This is a genomic window from Polynucleobacter sp. (genome assembly GCF_018500155.2).
Classification (GTDB): Bacteria; Pseudomonadota; Gammaproteobacteria; order Burkholderiales; family Burkholderiaceae; genus Polynucleobacter.
The window spans coordinates 56,596-72,720 of the sequence record NZ_JAHBAK020000017.1 but is presented as its reverse complement, the minus strand read 5'-3'; the positions used below and the strand labels follow the sequence as shown (position 1 = coordinate 72,720).

Annotated in this window: 13 protein-coding genes; 7 read left to right on the top strand and 6 right to left on the bottom strand. The window is 47.0% G+C overall.

Annotated elements, in window-relative coordinates; translation table 11 throughout:
• Positions 1-380: AMIN domain-containing protein (locus KIH43_RS02200; RefSeq protein ID WP_297717262.1), on the bottom strand; the 380-nt coding region annotated here is incomplete at its 3' end.
• 72 nt (positions 381-452) lie between these two features.
• Entirely contained in the window at positions 453-968 is a 516-nt protein-coding gene (gene tsaE / locus KIH43_RS02195; RefSeq protein WP_297717250.1) for a tRNA (adenosine(37)-N6)-threonylcarbamoyltransferase complex ATPase subunit type 1 TsaE, read from the bottom strand.
• 42 nt (positions 969-1,010) lie between these two features.
• Between tsaE and queG the strand changes: the two genes are divergently transcribed.
• The 3 genes from queG to KIH43_RS02180 are packed head-to-tail and all read left to right on the top strand — an operon-like array spanning position 1,011 to position 3,292.
• A complete protein-coding gene (gene queG, locus KIH43_RS02190; RefSeq protein WP_297717247.1) occupies positions 1,011-2,108 on the top strand; it encodes a tRNA epoxyqueuosine(34) reductase QueG in 1,098 nt (365 codons plus the stop codon).
• Positions 2,109-2,144: 36 nt separating this feature from the next.
• Positions 2,145-2,930, top strand: coding sequence for an AzlC family ABC transporter permease (locus KIH43_RS02185; protein WP_297717244.1), 786 nt, complete (start codon positions 2,145-2,147; stop codon positions 2,928-2,930).
• The gene (locus tag KIH43_RS02180; protein ID WP_297717241.1) at positions 2,930-3,292 is read left to right on the top strand and encodes an AzlD domain-containing protein; all 363 of its coding nucleotides are present in this window, start codon (positions 2,930-2,932) and stop codon (positions 3,290-3,292) included. The genes KIH43_RS02185 and KIH43_RS02180 overlap by 1 nt, the downstream gene beginning before the upstream one ends.
• Positions 3,293-3,313: 21 nt before the next feature.
• Here the strand turns inward: KIH43_RS02180 and KIH43_RS02175 are convergent, their stop codons facing one another.
• Positions 3,314-6,376, bottom strand: coding sequence for an FAD-binding and (Fe-S)-binding domain-containing protein (locus KIH43_RS02175; protein WP_297717238.1), 3,063 nt, complete (start codon positions 6,374-6,376; stop codon positions 3,314-3,316).
• A complete protein-coding gene (locus KIH43_RS02170) occupies positions 6,373-7,065 on the bottom strand; it encodes a GntR family transcriptional regulator (protein ID WP_297717235.1) in 693 nt (230 codons plus the stop codon). The genes KIH43_RS02175 and KIH43_RS02170 overlap by 4 nt, the downstream gene beginning before the upstream one ends.
• Before the next feature lie 196 nt (positions 7,066-7,261).
• On the opposite strand from KIH43_RS02170, the gene KIH43_RS02165 reads away from it, so the two are divergent.
• The 3 genes from KIH43_RS02165 to KIH43_RS02155 all read left to right on the top strand — a co-directional run bounded on the left by KIH43_RS02165 (position 7,262) and on the right by KIH43_RS02155 (position 10,394).
• The gene (locus KIH43_RS02165; RefSeq protein WP_296968153.1) at positions 7,262-8,446 is read left to right on the top strand and encodes an aminotransferase class V-fold PLP-dependent enzyme; all 1,185 of its coding nucleotides are present in this window, start codon (positions 7,262-7,264) and stop codon (positions 8,444-8,446) included.
• A 136-nt stretch (positions 8,447-8,582) separates the two neighbouring features.
• Positions 8,583-8,987, top strand: coding sequence for a heme-binding protein (locus tag KIH43_RS02160; protein ID WP_296968261.1), 405 nt, complete (start codon positions 8,583-8,585; stop codon positions 8,985-8,987).
• Between the two features lie 6 nt (positions 8,988-8,993).
• A complete protein-coding gene (locus tag KIH43_RS02155) occupies positions 8,994-10,394 on the top strand; it encodes a DEAD/DEAH box helicase (RefSeq protein WP_297717232.1) in 1,401 nt (466 codons plus the stop codon).
• A 14-nt stretch (positions 10,395-10,408) separates the two neighbouring features.
• Here the strand turns inward: KIH43_RS02155 and gluQRS are convergent, their stop codons facing one another.
• The gene (gene gluQRS, locus KIH43_RS02150) at positions 10,409-11,338 is read right to left on the bottom strand and encodes a tRNA glutamyl-Q(34) synthetase GluQRS (RefSeq protein WP_297717229.1); all 930 of its coding nucleotides are present in this window, start codon (positions 11,336-11,338) and stop codon (positions 10,409-10,411) included.
• Positions 11,339-11,359: 21 nt separating this feature from the next.
• Between gluQRS and dnaE the strand changes: the two genes are divergently transcribed.
• A complete protein-coding gene (dnaE, locus tag KIH43_RS02145) occupies positions 11,360-14,971 on the top strand; it encodes a DNA polymerase III subunit alpha (protein WP_297717226.1) in 3,612 nt (1,203 codons plus the stop codon).
• Here dnaE and KIH43_RS02140 read toward each other — a convergent pair.
• Positions 14,968-16,125, bottom strand: a complete 1,158-nt coding sequence (locus KIH43_RS02140; protein WP_297717223.1) for a glycosyltransferase family 9 protein — start codon at positions 16,123-16,125, stop codon at positions 14,968-14,970. The genes dnaE and KIH43_RS02140 overlap by 4 nt on opposite strands.

Below are 16,125 nucleotides of genomic sequence, written 5' to 3'. Positions count from 1 at the left end.
GTAGGGTACAAATCAAACACCATGCGGTAGTTATATTCACCTGCAGGGTCAAGCGTGAAGAGTTGTGGTTTGATGGGTTCTTTGAGATCAAACACTAAACGGACAACGCCTGGTTGAAACTGACCCACCCGCACTTGAGCAATGTATGGGTCATTGGGTTTGACTTTCGCTACTAAATCTTTGAGTGTGGAATTGAGTTCCAAGCCTTGCACATCAACTACTAAGCGATCTGGATTTGTCAGAATTTGCTGAGTAATTGGAAGAGGGGTGTCAGATTCAAGGGTGATACGGGTGTAGTCCTCTGACGGCCAGACCCTCACACCTAGTATCTTGGCACCCCAGGCGATCTCGACTTCAGTGAGCAAAAGTGCAAAACCCATGACTTTTGCATACGTCTTGAGATTTTTTCTTCTCGCAAGATTGATCTTGCTCGGTTTTGTTTGACTGCGCATTTACTTAATGAAATTTTCTAGTACAGACACACCATCACTGAGAAGGGCGGTCATAGTAATAACACGTTCATTCTCATCAGATCCAGCAGCCAACTCAATCTGAATATCAAAAGGAGGTAGTGTGCCATTGGCTTTTTCTGGCCACTCTATTAAACAAAAACCAGGAACATCAAAGCACTCTGCAAATCCAGCTTCTTGCCACTCTAGTGGATCACGCATGCGGTAAAGATCAAAATGATGTGCGGTGATTGAGCCGCTTTGTGTTTGTAATGGGTAGATTTCACAAAGGGTGTAGGTTGGACTTTTTACCTTACCTTGGTGACCCATCGCCTGAATGAGATAGCGCGCAAAAGTGGTTTTACCCGCACCTAAATTTCCTATGAGTGAGATATTGAGGTGCTTCTGTGGATTTTGAGTCAAAAACCCAGAAATGCGATTGGCAAGTTGTGTGGCAAGTTTGGCAGTTTCCGCCTCTTGCCTACAATGTTGCTTCACTGTTTCTGTCATTTTGCGCATTCCTCTAGTTTATTCAATTATTGCGTTACATTTGTGATTCATATGCCTATATCTGCCAATTACTCTGCATTAGATGAGTCCGAGTTTCGAGCTTGGCTTGGAGAGAAGGCTTTGGCTCTCGGTTTTGATGGATTGCGCATTACGGATACCCATTTGGGCTCTGCAAGTGAGCGTTTGCAAGCATGGTTAGCCGACGGTCGTCACGGACACATGGAGTACATGGAGCGTCACGCAGACTTACGTGCTGATCCAACGCAGTTATTACCTGGATCAGTTCGTGTCATTTGTGTTCGTATGAATTATCTTCCCTCTGAAATCGATTTTGATGCTGAGTGGGGACGTCTTAAACATCCAACAGAAGCAGTCATCTCGATGTACGCCAGAGGGCGCGATTATCACAAAGTCCTGCGTCAGCGGATGCAAGACTTTGCTAAAGCCATTGAAGAGCGCATCGGTGCTTTTGGTTATCGCGTATTTACAGACTCTGCACCATTGATGGAAGTAGAGTTGGCAAAAAATGCGGGTTTAGGTTGGCGTGGTAAACATACCTTATTGCTCAATCGTGACTCGGGGTCGATGTTTTTCTTGGGCGAGATCTTGGTAGACATGCCCTTACCGATTGATGATCCCCAGGCAGATCATTGTGGCACTTGCCAGGCCTGCATGAATGTATGTCCGACACAGGCCATTACCGCCCCTTATCAATTAGATGCGCGCCGGTGCATTTCTTATTTAACGATCGAAAATCCAGAAGCGATTCCCATTGAGTTTCGAAGTGCAATGGGTAATCGTGTTTACGGATGTGATGATTGCCAACTTATTTGTCCTTGGAATAAGTTTGCTAAGCGTACCGGCCTGCCAGATTTTGCGCAGCGTCACGGTTTAGGACAGTCCTCTTTATTGCATCTTTGGTCATGGACAGAAGAGGAGTTTTCACAGCGTCATGAGGGCAGTGCTATACGCCGCATAGGCTATCGCCGTTGGCGTCGTAATCTTGCAGTGGCGATGGGTAATGCGTTGGCTAGTTCACTCGTGGATGAGCAGAACAAACAACAAATACGTCAGGCATTAAGCACGGGACTGACGAGTGCAGATGCATTGGTTGCGGAACACATCAACTGGGCGCTCAAGCAGGGCTGATCAGCGAAAAGTCTGGGCAGCTCTTACAATGACGGTATGTCATCAGCGGACCAGCCTTATATCGATCCAATCGAAATTGCTTTAGAGGGTAAGGCTGCTGAGCGCTTTAAGAGTCCTCGGGATGCATTTTGGAGTGGCATGCGCGATGCTGCTGGCGCTCCTGCCCTAGTGCTCTTTGCGGGCATGGTCGGTTTTGGCGCCATGGGCAAGACCAATGGGTTTGATGTCTGGTTTACGACCTTTACTTCATTTTTTATGTTTGCCTTGCCTGGTCAGGTGGTCTTGCTAGAAATGGCGATTACTGGCTCGTCAGTATTTGCGATAGCGTTGGCAGTAACTTTGACATCAACGCGTTTTATTACGATGACGGTCACACTCTTTCCGCAATTTCATCAAAAGGATCGTAATCGCAGTTTGTATGCATCAGTGCATTTATTAGCGATGACTACATGGGCAATTTCCATGCGAGAGTTTCATGCCATTGAGACAAAGCACCGTTTAGCGTACTTTGTCGGTTTGGGTTTGTTGTGCTGGTTGATTTCTATTCCAGGAACAATCCTGGGTTATTTCTTGGCGGGTATGGTGCCTCCCGCAATCACGCTTGGTCTGGTGTTTATCAACCCACTATTCTTTTTATTAACCTTTACTGAAGTAAAACCTTGGATCAATCGGATAGCCATATTGATGGGATGTATCTTTGGCCCCATTTTTTTTGTCCTCGACCGTGATACAAGCTTGCTCACAGCAGGACTCGTGGGTGGAACTTTGGCGTATTTCATTGACCGCAAACTCATCCGTAAAAAAGCAGGAGTGATTGGTTAATGGACAGCGCAATCCATACGATGACGGATGCTCTATCTGGATGGGGCTTATGGGTTGCTTTGGTGGGCGCCTGTCTCGGTACTTATTTTTGTAGAGCCATTGGCGTATTGCTTTCTCAAAGCATTAATCAAGATAGTGAAATTTTTCGCTGGTTAGCTGCAGTGACATACGCTATGGTTGCTGCATTAACGATCCGCTTAATTGTGATGCCGCTAGGTTTAATGGCGACAGTCCCTTTATGGATTAGGGTGTTGATTTGCGCCTTAAGTATTGGCGTCATGGTATCGAAACCCACTAGGCGTCTAGTTCCAGCCCTCTTAACTGGAACATTGTTGATGGTGAGTTACGGCGTTATTCGCTAACTAATCTCGTCCCCAATCGATTTAGAGGTGTGCCGCCAAAATTCTGGCAATATGCACAGCTTGTTTTTGTGCGCCATCTGCAATTTGATGACGACAGCTTGTGCCATCAGCAACAACCCAGCTATCGGGCGCTTTACGAATGCTAGGTAACAGACTGGCTTCTGCCATCTGTTTGGAAACTTCAATATGCTCAGCTTCATAACCAAAACTTCCCGCCATTCCACAGCAAGACGATTCAATCAGTTGTGGGTTCGCTTGAGGAATGAGTTTTAATAGTTCTAACGCAGGCGATACAGCGCCAAAAGATTTCTGATGGCAATGACCATGAAATAGAACCGGTTTGCTTGCAGCTTGGAAATGTAGACTTAGACTATCAGCCTTGGCCTCCCTAGCTAAGAATTCCTCTAACAGCTGCGCTTGCCGCGAAACCTCAATAGCGCGCTCGCCAAAACCCATGACCAAAGCTTCATCTTTTAATGTGAAGAGGCAAGAGGGCTCTAAGCCAATAATGGGGATATTGTTTTGAGCATAAGGTGCTAAGTGATCTACTAATTCACGTAAAGTTTCTTTGGCTTTATCCACCATCCCTGCCGCAAGGTAGGTTCTACCACAGCAAAATTCTTTAGAACAGGCACTTTTCTCCTGCTGGTTTTGTTGATGACGGCTCTTTTGTGGAATATGCACACGATACCCAGCCGACTTCAGTACTTTCAAAGCTGCTTGCAAATTCTCATCTTCAAAATATGCATTAAAAGTATCGGCGAAGAGTACGACGCCCTTGTGTTTGCTAAGTTCCTCAGGGCTGTATTGATAAGAAGTATTCGACTGTATATTGCTCCAAAAAGTACGACCCTTCCAAACAGGCAAACTTCTTTGCGCTGAAATACCCATCATCCATTCTTGAAGTTTGGCCAGCGGTTTGAAGTGGTTGCGTAAGTTCAGTATTGCCGGCAAAAGTGGAATGCTGCTAATTGTGCTGGCGTATTTGGGTAAATAAGCAACTGCCAAATCGCGTAAAGAATGTCCCACTCGTTTTTTATAGGCAGAGAGAAATTCAATTTTCATTTTCGCCATATCAACTCCTGTAGGGCATTCACGCCTACAAGCTTTGCAGCTGACACACAAATCCATCACCTCTTTGATAGCATCGCTGCCTAACGGAGAGGACTCATCTTGAATATCTAGTTGATTGGATAAGGCTAAACGTAAAGTATTTGCTCTGCCGCGCGTGAGGTGCTTTTCATCGCGGGTGACGCGATAGCTCGGACACATCACTTCTGCATCAAATTTTCGACAGTGACCATTGTTGTTGCACATCTCCACGGCTTTTGCCAATCCGTTGGCGGGATCGCCGCCTGTCCCTGGAGCTGTAGTTTCTTCGGTGATGGGATTGTTTTGCACATTCCAGGCAGACCAATCTAATGCAGGTTGTAGTGGAATGACTTTGTAGCTAGGCGGAAAGCGGAAGTTGCTCACATCGTCCATTTTGGGTGGATCGATGATTTTTCCTGGATTAAATAAGCCCTTGGGATCAAAGGCATGTTTAATTTCTGCGAGTGCTTGTGTGATCTTGGGGCCAAATTGCCAAGAGATCCATTCGCCGCGGCACAGGCCATCGCCATGCTCACCGCTATAAGCACCTTTATATTTACGCACTAGGGCAGAGGCTTCTTCTGCAACGGCACGCATTTTTTGTGCGCCATCTCTGCGCATATCCAATATGGGCCGGACATGGAGTGTGCCTACAGAAGCATGCGCATACCAAGTGCCGCGTGAACCGTATTTAGCAAATACGTCTGTGAGGGCTTGGGTGTAATCTGCCAAGCTCTCAAGTGGAACGGCACAATCTTCAATAAAGCTCACGGGCTTGCCATCACCTTTTAAGCTCATCATGATGTTTAGACCCGCTTTGCGTACTTCCCACAAATTTTTTTGTAGGGGAGCATCAGGCATCGAGACAACCGAACCAGGTAAGCCATGATCGGCCATGAGTTCTTGCAGAGCAGTGAGCTTTTTCAGTAATGGGGCCTGTTCTTCGCCAGAAAACTCCACCAATAAGATAGCTTCGGGAGTTTGCGCACTAGGATTAATGAGCGCAGTCTCGATAGTCTTTTTAAAGCTAGGATTGTTGCGTGCAAGGTCAATCATCGTGCGATCCACCAATTCCACTGCGGTAGGTCCAAGTTTGACGATATGTTGCGCGCTATCCATCGCCTTATAAAAGCTCGCAAAATTCACAACCCCCAATACTTTGTGTTTGGGTAGTGGTGCGAGTTTTAGTTTGAGGGATTTAAAGTAAGCCAGCGTGCCCTCGCTACCCACTAATAAGTGGGAGAGATTGACGCTGCCATCTTGGGTGTAAGGTAATTGACTTTGGGGATGGAAGATATCAAGGTTATAACCCGCTACGCGCCGCAGAACCTTCGGAAAGTGCGCCTCAATCTCCGGTTGCAAGGTATGCGCCAAGTGTTTAACAAAGTCACCCAACTCTTTTGCAGCACCCGAGCTATTGGCATAGTTCCCAAATTGGGCTACTTGTCCATTGGCTAGCCAAGCATCAATACCTAATACGTTATGAACCATATTGCCGTAGGCAATCGAGCGACTTCCACACGAATTATTTCCAGCCATACCGCCGATAGTCGCTTGCGCAGCAGTGGAGACATCTACGGGATACCATAAGCCATGTTGCTTAAGCGAGAGATTCAAATGATCAAGCACAATGCCTGGCTCTACCTCAACATAACCTTTTTCGATATTGAGATCTAAGACATTTCTAAAGTACTTCGTGTTATCAATGACTAGAGCGGTGCCTGTAGTCTGTCCACATTGACTGGTACCACCACCACGTGGAAGAACGGGCACTCCCAACTCGGCAGCTATCTGAAGAGCGGCAGCAATATCGTCTGCAGTTTTGGGGACAAATACTGCAACAGGCATAGCCTGATAAATCGAGGCATCAGTTGCATAGCGACCGCGGCTGGCGCTGTCAGTCATAACCTCGCCAGAGGTCTCTTGACGCAAGCGTTTAGCAAGCAGCGCTTGGTCTATCAGGATTTCTCTGGCGTCCAAGGGTTTATTCATTTCATGGTCTCCGCTACTGCTGTAGGTAGCGCTTCGGCTTTTAGAAGCTGCACCACGACATCGCGCTTATTGTGTACATGTTGAATCATGATTTTGCGCATACGCGCACTATCACGTGCTTGCAGCGCATTGAGCATCTCTTGATGTTCTTCGACTGCTTTTTCCCATTTCACACCATCTTGATTCGAGCGAAAGCGCAGAGCCTCAATGCGTGCATTAACTTGAGTAAATAATTGAGAGAGCACGGGATTATTTGCCGCTTGATTAATCAGATGATGAATGCGTAAGTTCAGTCTGTAGTAGCTGGATAAATCACGGCGCGCATATGCAGCCATCATTTCATATTGGAGTGCTGCTAATTCAGAAAGAGTGGCGTCGCTAATATTTTTTGCAGCAAGTTCCCCAGAAAATCCCTCAAGGTCAGCAATCACATTAAAGGTATGAATTACATCCTCAATACTGAGTTGCACTGCTATCGCGCCACGATTGGCAATTAACTCCACTAAGCCATCAGCTGCCAGGCGACGAATCGCTTCCCGAATCGGTGTGCGCGATACATGGAGGCTTTCCGCTAATTCACGTTCATTGAGCTTGCTGCCGGGCGCAATCTTGCCCTCAACCAAAAGCGAGCGCAGTTTTTGGAAGGTCGCCTCATGAAGGTTATGAGGGTTAGCTGCTTCAGTTGCCATGCTGGGATATCCCTTAATTTGCATACAAAAACATCATTGATTGCTAATAGAGCTTAATTTAAGCTATATTTTGACACTAAATCAGTAAAATTTGTATACAAAATGGAAAAATAGACAAAATTGTCATACACTAGCCCTACAAAAGCTAGCCCCAAAAAAGAACCGAAACCCATCACAACAAATAGAGAGACATCAAATGCTAAAGCTCGATAACCATCCATCAGGACGCCATTTTTTGCATATTCCTGGACCTAGTCCGGTTCCTTCGCGGATTTTGCGCGCCATCAGCTATCAAACGATTGATCATCGTGGACCAGAATTTGGTGCCTTTGGCTTAAAAGTTTTAGATGGTATTAAAAAGATTTTTAAAACTGAGCAGCCAGTCATTATTTACTCAGCTTCAGGAACGGGTTCTTGGGAGGGCGCTCTAGTGAATGTCCTTAATCCTGGCGATAAAGTGTTGTTTTATGAAACTGGTCAGTTCGCTAATTTATGGCGAGCACTTGCGCAACGCCTTGGTTTAAATGTGGAAGTGGTTGGTAAGCCTGGAAAAGATTCTTGGCGCTGGGGTGTTGATGCCGCAGTAATTGAAGAGCGCTTGCGTAAAGACACGCAACACGAAATCAAAGCGGTGTGCGTTGTGCATAACGAAACTTCGACAGGTGTGACTTCCAATATTGCAGCAGTGCGCAAAGCCATTGATGCCGCTAAACATCCTGCCTTATTGTTGGTTGATAGCGTATCAGGTCTAGGTTCTGCGGATTTTGAACATGACAAATGGGGTGTAGACGTTACCGTATCAGGCTCGCAGAAGGGTTTGATGTTACCCCCAGGCATTGGCTTTAACGCCTTGTCGCCAAAAGCGATTGAGGCAAGTAAACGCAGCACCTTTCCAAAATCCTACTGGGCTTGGGATGAAATTTTGGAATCGAATAAAAATGGTTATTGGCCAACCACTCCAAGCACAAATCTCATGTATGGTTTACATGAAGCGCTTGACATGATGATGGCTGAAGGCTTGGATAACATTTTTGCGCGCCATCAACGTTTAGCAGCCGCTTGTCGTGCAGCAGTAAATGCATGGGGTCTTGAAATTCAATGCCAAGATCAAGATTGCTACTCTCCAGTGCTCACGTGTATTGCTACACCAGAGGGTATGGATGCCGATGTACTCCGTAAACATGCTTTAGAAAAATTTAATCTCTCATTAGGAACTGGTCTGGGAAAAATTAAAGGTAAAGCATTTCGCATCGGTCATTTAGGTGATTGCAACGAACTGAGCTTGATGGCGGCATTAAGTGGCGTGGAAATGAGTTTGGGTTCGATGGGCTATAAACCGAAGGCGAGTGGTGTATTGGCTGCTCAAGAATCCCTGAAATAAGCAGTTTTGGAGGAGACAGGGTGTAGCAGGGCTTCTGATGGGGTCCGGATACACCCTTTATAATTAAGGCATTGATGGCGTTTACATCAAATAAAACATATTCGAGACAATCGCATTAACTAAAGGAAGCAACATGTTGGCAACTAAACCGTATTTAACTCAAGCAGATGTACAAAAGATTTTGGACGCTGCTAATAAACATGCAGCCGCGAATAATTGGGCGGTGACGATTGCCGTTTGTGATGACGGTGGTCATGTTTTAGGTTTAATTCGTCGCGATGGTTGTGCTCCTGTATCAACTTATATCGCTCAAGAAAAAGCGCGTACTGCGGCAATGGGTAAACGTGAGAGTCGTGTATACGAAGAAATTATTAATAACGGCCGTACATCCTTCTTATCTGCCCCGCATATTGCTGGCATGTTAGAGGGTGGGGTCAATATCGAGGTAAATGGGTTTACCATCGGCGCAGTCGGCGTTTCCGGCGTTAAATCGACCGAAGATGCTGAAATTGCGAAAGCAGGCATCGCGGCCATTCTGTAAGTTACCTTGACAAATACCACTACTGAATTCAATTCACCTACAGGGGCTAGCAAAACTGCTACCCCACCAGCAACTACCACTTTTGCTGATTTTGGTTTAGACCCGCTCATACAAAAAGCAGTTGCGCAGCAGGGTTACAACACTCCCACTCCGATACAGGCACAATCGATTCCCCATGTGTTAGCGGGAAGTGATTTGATGGGCGCCGCGCAAACTGGTACCGGTAAAACTGCAGCGTTTGTATTGCCGATCATTCAAAAGATTTTGCGCCATGCCAGTAATAGCGCATCGCCAGCGCGCCATCCTATTCGTGCGCTCGTGCTCACTCCTACTCGTGAATTAGCGGTGCAAGTTGCTGAAAATGCAGCGAGCTATTCCCAATACACTGATTTGCGTACAGCGGTGGTCTATGGTGGTGTGGATATGAAAGAGCAGGTCACCATTTTGCGTAATGGTGTCGAAATTTTGATTGCAACACCTGGGCGTTTGCTTGATCACATTGGTTCTAAAGTAGCCAATTTATCGCAAGTAGAAATTTTGGTCTTAGATGAAGCTGACCGAATGCTCGACATGGGGTTCTTGCCTGACCTGCAACGGATTATTAATTTAATTCCCACAGCAAGACAAACCTTATTGTTTTCAGCGACTTTCTCTCCTGAGATTAAAAAGTTGGCGCAGAGTTATTTGCGCTCACCGGTCACGGTTGAAGTAGCACGCCAAAATGCAGCAGCCGATACAGTGAAACAGGTGGTGCATTTGGTTGCGGCAGCTGATAAGCAACGCGCCATCGTGAAGGTGCTAGAAAACCGGACTCGCCAGGGTCTATCACGTCAGTGCATTATTTTTACTAATAGTCGTTTGGGTTGCGCACGCTTGGCTCGTGCTCTTGAGCGCGATGGCATTAAAGCGGGCGCGATTCATGGTGATAAAAGTCAGGGTGAGCGTACTCTGACCTTGGATGCATTTAAGTCTGGAGAAATTGAGGCGTTGGTAGCAACCGATGTTGCCGCACGTGGCTTAGATATTCCCGATATGCCATGTGTGATTAATCACGAACTTCCTTTTAATGCCGAAGATTTTATTCATCGCATCGGACGTACAGGTCGCGCTGGTAGTAAAGGTGATGCGATTGCTCTGGTGGATGAGAGTGAAAAGCGTTTGCTCGATGACATCGAGAAGCTCATGAAGCGCAAACTCGAAGTGGCCCCACTGCCAGATGTGAAATCTGTACCGGGTCAGATTACAGATCCATTCTTTTACAAGCCTTATGAGCCTTCCAGCGCTACGAAACCGGCAGCATCTGAACAGGTTTCCACAACGAACGCACCAGAAGTAAAGAAGGTGGGTATCACTCCGGCAAAGCCTGCCGTAGGCGCTCTACTTGGCGGCTTTAAAAAGAAGTCCTAACGATTTTCCAAAGACTAGAGATGCCAAGCCTGGGTGGCGGCCAATAGCCACTCTGCAACCGTTGTTGTATCTCCATCCGGCAAATCTTGTAAACCCAGGTGTTGTCCTGCCTTGCGCAGTTCCATCAAGACGTCTTCTGGGTTGCGAGTCTGAATTTGCATGGCTAGAGTTTGCTTGCTCAGTTTCTCTCCATGCTCATCAAGAACTAGAGGTAGATGTTTGTAGTGTGGGGTGATGTAGCCCAATTGTCTTTGTAAAAAGATTTGCCTTGCAGTGTTGCTCAGTAAATCAGCACCCCGCACAATATGGGTGATGCCCTGCAGGGCATCATCAACAACGACGGCAAGTTGATAGGTAAATACGCCATCGCTACGACGTAAAACAAAGTCACCTACTTCGCGCCAGAGATCTTGCTCTTGTGGACCCAGGATGCCATCTTCAAATTGAATGTGACAATCTTTTGGAAGTGCGATACGCCATGCTACTTTGGCATCCCACTGGTGACAATCATGCATGTCTGCCGCACGTGGTCTACAAGTTCCTGGATACACCATCTCTTGATTGCGAGGTGTCTGAATATGGAGGAAAGCTAGCGTGTTGGCAATCATCTGCCTTGAACAGGTGCAGGGATAAAGTAATTTTTGCTTGGCAAGTTCTACAAGGGCATTGTGATATCCCTCCTGGCGACTTGACTGATGGCTCGGCTCCTCATCCCAAAATAGGCCGCAGGCAAGCAATTGGGACTGAATGACTTGTACAGCCCCTGGAACGCACCTCGGGGTATCTAAGTCTTCCATTCTGAGAAGCCATTTGCCGCCATTTTTTCGGGCATCTAGCCAGCTTCCTAGGGCCGCAACTAGCGATCCGGCATGGAGTGGACCGGTTGGCGAAGGGGCAAATCGCCCGCGATAGCCGTCGGCTGGGGATGGGGGGTTTTTAGACATGGACACAGCTAAAATCATCTCATGGCTTTACCCCGTTTTGTTCATCTTCGCATTCACTCCGAGTTTTCAATTACGGATGGAGTCGTGCGCATTGACGATGCGGTGGCTGCCGCCGTAAAAGATGAGATGGGCGCATTAGCCATTACTGACCTAAGCAATTTATTTGGTCTAGTACGGTTCTACACTGCTGCTCGTTCCAATGGCATTAAGCCTATTGCCGGGGCTGATGTTTGGGTGACTAACCCCCAAGACCCCGACCAACCGCATCGTTTGTTGCTACTGGTTCAGAATCATTCAGGATATCTCAATCTTTGTGAGCTTTTGAGTAAAGCCTCTTTGGAGAATCAGTCCCGTGGCCGTGCTGAAGTAGATTTGGCTTGGTTCAGTGCGCCTGCTGCAAAAGCAGAAGATAAAAAAGCCAAGCGAACACTAGCCTATGGATTAATTGCCCTATCTGGTGCTCGTATGGGCGAAGTGGGTTCTGCATTATTAGCGGACCAATTAGAGCAAGCCAAAAATGCAGCAAAACGTTATGAGAAGCTTTTCCCGGAAGCTTTTTACATCGAAGTCCAGCGGGGCGGTCATCCTCAGGATGAAAGGCAATTACAACTTGCTTGTCAATTAGCAAGTGAAATGAATTTGCCAGTTGTGGCAACGCATCCAGTGCAGTTCATGCAAAGGAGTGATTTCACGGCTCATGAGGCGCGCGTTTGTATTGCTGAAGGCGAACTGCTTGGTAACCCAAGACGGCAAAAGAAATTTAATGAAGAGCAGTATTTCCTGACTCAAGAGGAAATGGAAAAGCGTTTTGCAGATCTACCAGTTGCATTGGCTAACTCAGTGGAAATCGCTAAGCGTTGTAATTTGTCCTTGGTGCTAGGTCAACCTCGCTTGCCGGATTTTCCGACGCCACCTGGAATCACGTTAGATGAATTTTTGCTTGCTCAATCTGAGGCAGGGCTTGAGCGTCATATGGAGCGGAACTTTCCAGATCCACAAGAGCGCGCCAAAGAGATGCCACGTTACCGCGAGCGCCTCTTGTTTGAAGTGAAGACGATTTCACAAATGGGTTTCCCGGGATACTTTTTGATTGTTGCGGACTTTATTAACTGGGCAAAAAATAATGGCGTGCCAGTTGGTCCGGGTCGTGGATCGGGTGCAGGCTCCCTAGTGGCTTACTCACTAGGAATTACGGATCTAGATCCACTGCGCTACAACTTACTCTTTGAGCGCTTTTTAAATCCAGAGCGGGTCTCGATGCCCGACTTTGATATCGATTTTTGCCAACATGGGCGTGACCGCGTCATTCAGTACGTTAAAGACAAATATGGCAAGGATGCAGTCAGTCAAATTGCCACATTTGGAACGATGGCCGCCAGAGCAGCGATTCGTGATGTGGGCCGTGTTTTGGAGCAAGGTTATAACTTCGTAGACGGTATCGCTAAGCTCGTTCCTAATAAGCCAGGTCAATACATGACGATTGATATGGCTAAGAAAGAAGAGAAGCAGTTAGCCGAGCGCGAAAAAAATGAAGACGAAGTACGTCAACTACTTTCTTTAGCAGAGCAGTTAGAAGGCATGACTCGTAACGTGGGTATGCATGCTGGCGGTGTATTGATTGCTCCTGGACGTCTGACGGATTTTTGCCCCTTGTATACACAAGAAACAAAAGATCAAGACAGTAGTTCGGTAATTAGTCAGTTTGATAAAGATGACGTCGAAGCGATTGGTCTAGTGAAATTCGACTTCTTGGGTTTGACTACGCTCACTATTTTGGCTGCAGCAGAACGCTGGATCAAAGCGCTGCATGCAGACCGTAAAGATTGGAGTATTAGTGATATTCCACTCGATGATGAAAAAGCATTCGAGGTGCTTAAGCGAGCAAATACAGTTGCCGTGTTTCAGCTAGAAAGTCGCGGCATGCAAGGCATGCTTCGGGAGGCAAAGCCTGACCGATTCGAGGACATTATTGCGTTGGTAGCGTTGTATCGACCAGGCCCAATGGATTTGATCCCTGACTTTATTGAACGCAAACATGGTCGTCAGAAGGTGGAGTATCCAGACCCACGGATTGAGCCTGTTTTACGCGAAACCTACGGCATCATGGTGTATCAAGAGCAGGTGATGCAGATGGCGCAGATGATTGGCGGTTACTCGCTCGGCGGCGCAGATATGTTGCGCCGTGCAATGGGCAAGAAAAAGCCAGAAGAGATGGCGCAGCATCGCAAAATCTTTAGCGACGGTGCCAAAGCCGGTGGAATTTCCGAGGCAAAGGCAAACGAGATCTATGACTTGATGGAGCGTTTTGCGGGGTATGGATTTAATAAATCCCATGCTGCCGCCTATGCGCTCTTGGCTTATCAAACAGCATGGTTAAAAGCATATTACCCAGCCGAATTTATGGCGGCCAACTTATCGCTAGCCATGGATGACACCGACAAAGTCAAGATTTTGTATGACGATTGCTTGGCCAATCAGATCAGGGTATTTTCACCAGACATCAATACAGGTGTGTATGAGTTCACACCATTGCGTGCACCCGATGCGGCGCCAGATTCACCCATCAGTCACATTCGTTATGGTTTAGGCGCGGTAAGAGGAACTGGTGAAGCGGCGATTGAAGCGATTGTAAAAGCGCGCCAAGCGGGCGGGCCTTTTAAAGATCTCTTTGATTTTTGTGCGCGTGTCGATCGTCGGCAAGTCAATCGCCGTGCTATCGAAGCATTGATGCGTGCAGGGGCTTTTGATAGTCTGTATAAGGATTCCCTACCAGCTGCCGGTAATTTATACGATATTCGTTCTACCTTGCTTGCTTCCTTGGCAAGAGCCATTGAGGCGGCAGAGCAGGCTGAAGCTTCTATTCATCAAGTGAGCCTCTTTGAAGTGGCTGGTGAAGATCACCAACATCAACCAGAATTAGTGCGTGAGCCAGTTTGGCCTGAGAAGAAGCGCCTTCAAGAAGAGAAGACGGCATTAGGTCTCTGTTTAACAGGCCACATGTTTGATGCCTACCGCGCCGAGACATCGCACTTTATACGCCAACCGCTAGCAAAATTATCGGAAGGTAAAGATCAGTTAATAGCCGGCATCATTACTTCTGCCAGAATGCTCACTGGGCAGCGGGGTCGCATGATGATCGCCACAATTGATGATGGCTCTGCAGCAGTTGAAGTCACTCTATACAGTGAAGTCTATGAACCTAATCGTTCTTGGCTAAAAGAAGATGAATTGCTGATTGCTAAAGTGAATGTCACGCCAGATAAATTTTCTGGTGGCATGAGAATAGTGGCAGAAAATGTGATGGATATTACAGGGGCACGTATGCGTTTTGCTCGAAATGTCCACGTTTGCATTGACTCAGCTATCGATATCAGAATGTTAAGGAGCCAGATTGGCCCTTATTTAATGGCCAATCGCGTTAAAGATCCCAAGTCTAATTTTGCTAGCCCAGGATCAGCTCAAGAGGGTGTTAAGGGGTTGGTGATCACTGCTGCCGTGACGACTAGTGGCGGTGCCTGCTTAATGCAGTTCCCCGAAGAGATGCGAATTTATCCAGATGACGCATGTCTGCATAGTCTTAATCAATTGCTTGCATCAAAACAAAAAGATCCAGTGCAGGTTCAGTACCACTAAATCTTTGCTGAACTGAGCACGTTCACCGCAGCTGCAATCACTTGTGCAGGCTCTAGAAAATCTAAACACTCGCTATAACTATCGGCGCGATCTAAGCAGCCAGCTTTACGACAAGGTACGCACTCACCGGGACCTTGCAAAATGGTAATGTCACCGACTGTTTGGTTACGAGCGCGTAATTGGTATGGTTGCTGCCCAACAAAGCCGTTTGGCCAAGGGCCAAAATTGGTCGGGGGAGTGGCACCAAACAGAGCAATAGTTGGGGTGTTGCAGGCTGCCGCCAAGTGGGTAATAGAGGTATCAACCCCGATATACAGTGTGGCACCGCGCAGCAAAGATCCTGCCTGAGGGATCGTGAGTTGCCCGGCTGCATCTATCACCTTGGCAGCAATCTCAGGCTCCAATAAAGATACGATATCGCGGTTAAGTTGTACGTCCTGATTTGCAGAAGATGCGCTAAGCACGATCTGATAACCCATCTTGGCTAAGTATGTGATCAAGTGCTGCCAATGCGCCAGTGGCCAGCGCTTATAAGCCGTTAACGGACCGGGATGAATGACGATATAGGGTTGTGTCAGTTGGCCTGCAATCACTGGCGGTATTGCTTGACCTGTTGGGGGTGTGACGTTAATAGGATTCAAAAACAGATCGCTCGGTTTTTTGCAAAAGGCTTCGAGCAGACGAAGTTTCTCGGTGATAACGTGCTGTGAAAAATAATCCACATCAATGTTGTATAACGAGATCCATTTTTTCCAAGCATTTTGTCGCTTGGATTTTTCTGCAGCCTTGCTCTTTTCTCCTTGTGGGTGTCCACCCAAAACACCTACTCGGTGAAACGCGAAGAGTAAGCCATAGAAATATGCTCTGTCGCTTGGTTGCGTCACAACTGCAAGGTCATAGCGCAAAAAAAGTCTTTTGAGTAAAGATAGATATTCCTGCAAACGCGGCCGATCTGAAGTTTCAATGATCTGATCAATATGGGGATTGCCTTTGATCATATCGAGCTTGCCTTGGTAGCCCAAAAAATGAAACTCGGCATTGGGCCAAAGTTGACGTGCCTGATCAATAAGTGGCGTAGTGACCAAAACATCACCAATTTGCCGAGTAGCAATAAATAAGACTCTTTTAGGCGTAAAGGTGGAAAGGTGACTCAT

What these genes read in the sequence shown, in the direction of transcription:
- KIH43_RS02175 (WP_297717238.1), bottom strand. Translation starts at nt 6,376, where the DNA reads ATGAATAAACCCTTGGACGCCAGAGAAATCCTGATAGACCAAGCGCTG.
- KIH43_RS02170 (WP_297717235.1), bottom strand. Translation starts at nt 7,065, where the DNA reads ATGGCAACTGAAGCAGCTAACCCTCATAACCTTCATGAGGCGACCTTC.
- tsaE (WP_297717250.1), bottom strand. Translation starts at nt 968, where the DNA reads ATGCGCAAAATGACAGAAACAGTGAAGCAACATTGTAGGCAAGAGGCG.
- KIH43_RS02180 (WP_297717241.1), top strand. Translation starts at nt 2,930, where the DNA reads ATGGACAGCGCAATCCATACGATGACGGATGCTCTATCTGGATGGGGC.
- queG (WP_297717247.1), top strand. Translation starts at nt 1,011, where the DNA reads ATGCCTATATCTGCCAATTACTCTGCATTAGATGAGTCCGAGTTTCGA.
- dnaE (WP_297717226.1), top strand. Translation starts at nt 11,360, where the DNA reads ATGGCTTTACCCCGTTTTGTTCATCTTCGCATTCACTCCGAGTTTTCA.
- KIH43_RS02165 (WP_296968153.1), top strand. Translation starts at nt 7,262, where the DNA reads ATGCTAAAGCTCGATAACCATCCATCAGGACGCCATTTTTTGCATATT.
- gluQRS (WP_297717229.1), bottom strand. Translation starts at nt 11,338, where the DNA reads ATGTCTAAAAACCCCCCATCCCCAGCCGACGGCTATCGCGGGCGATTT.
- KIH43_RS02140 (WP_297717223.1), bottom strand. Translation starts at nt 16,125, where the DNA reads ATGAGTCACCTTTCCACCTTTACGCCTAAAAGAGTCTTATTTATTGCT.
- KIH43_RS02185 (WP_297717244.1), top strand. Translation starts at nt 2,145, where the DNA reads ATGTCATCAGCGGACCAGCCTTATATCGATCCAATCGAAATTGCTTTA.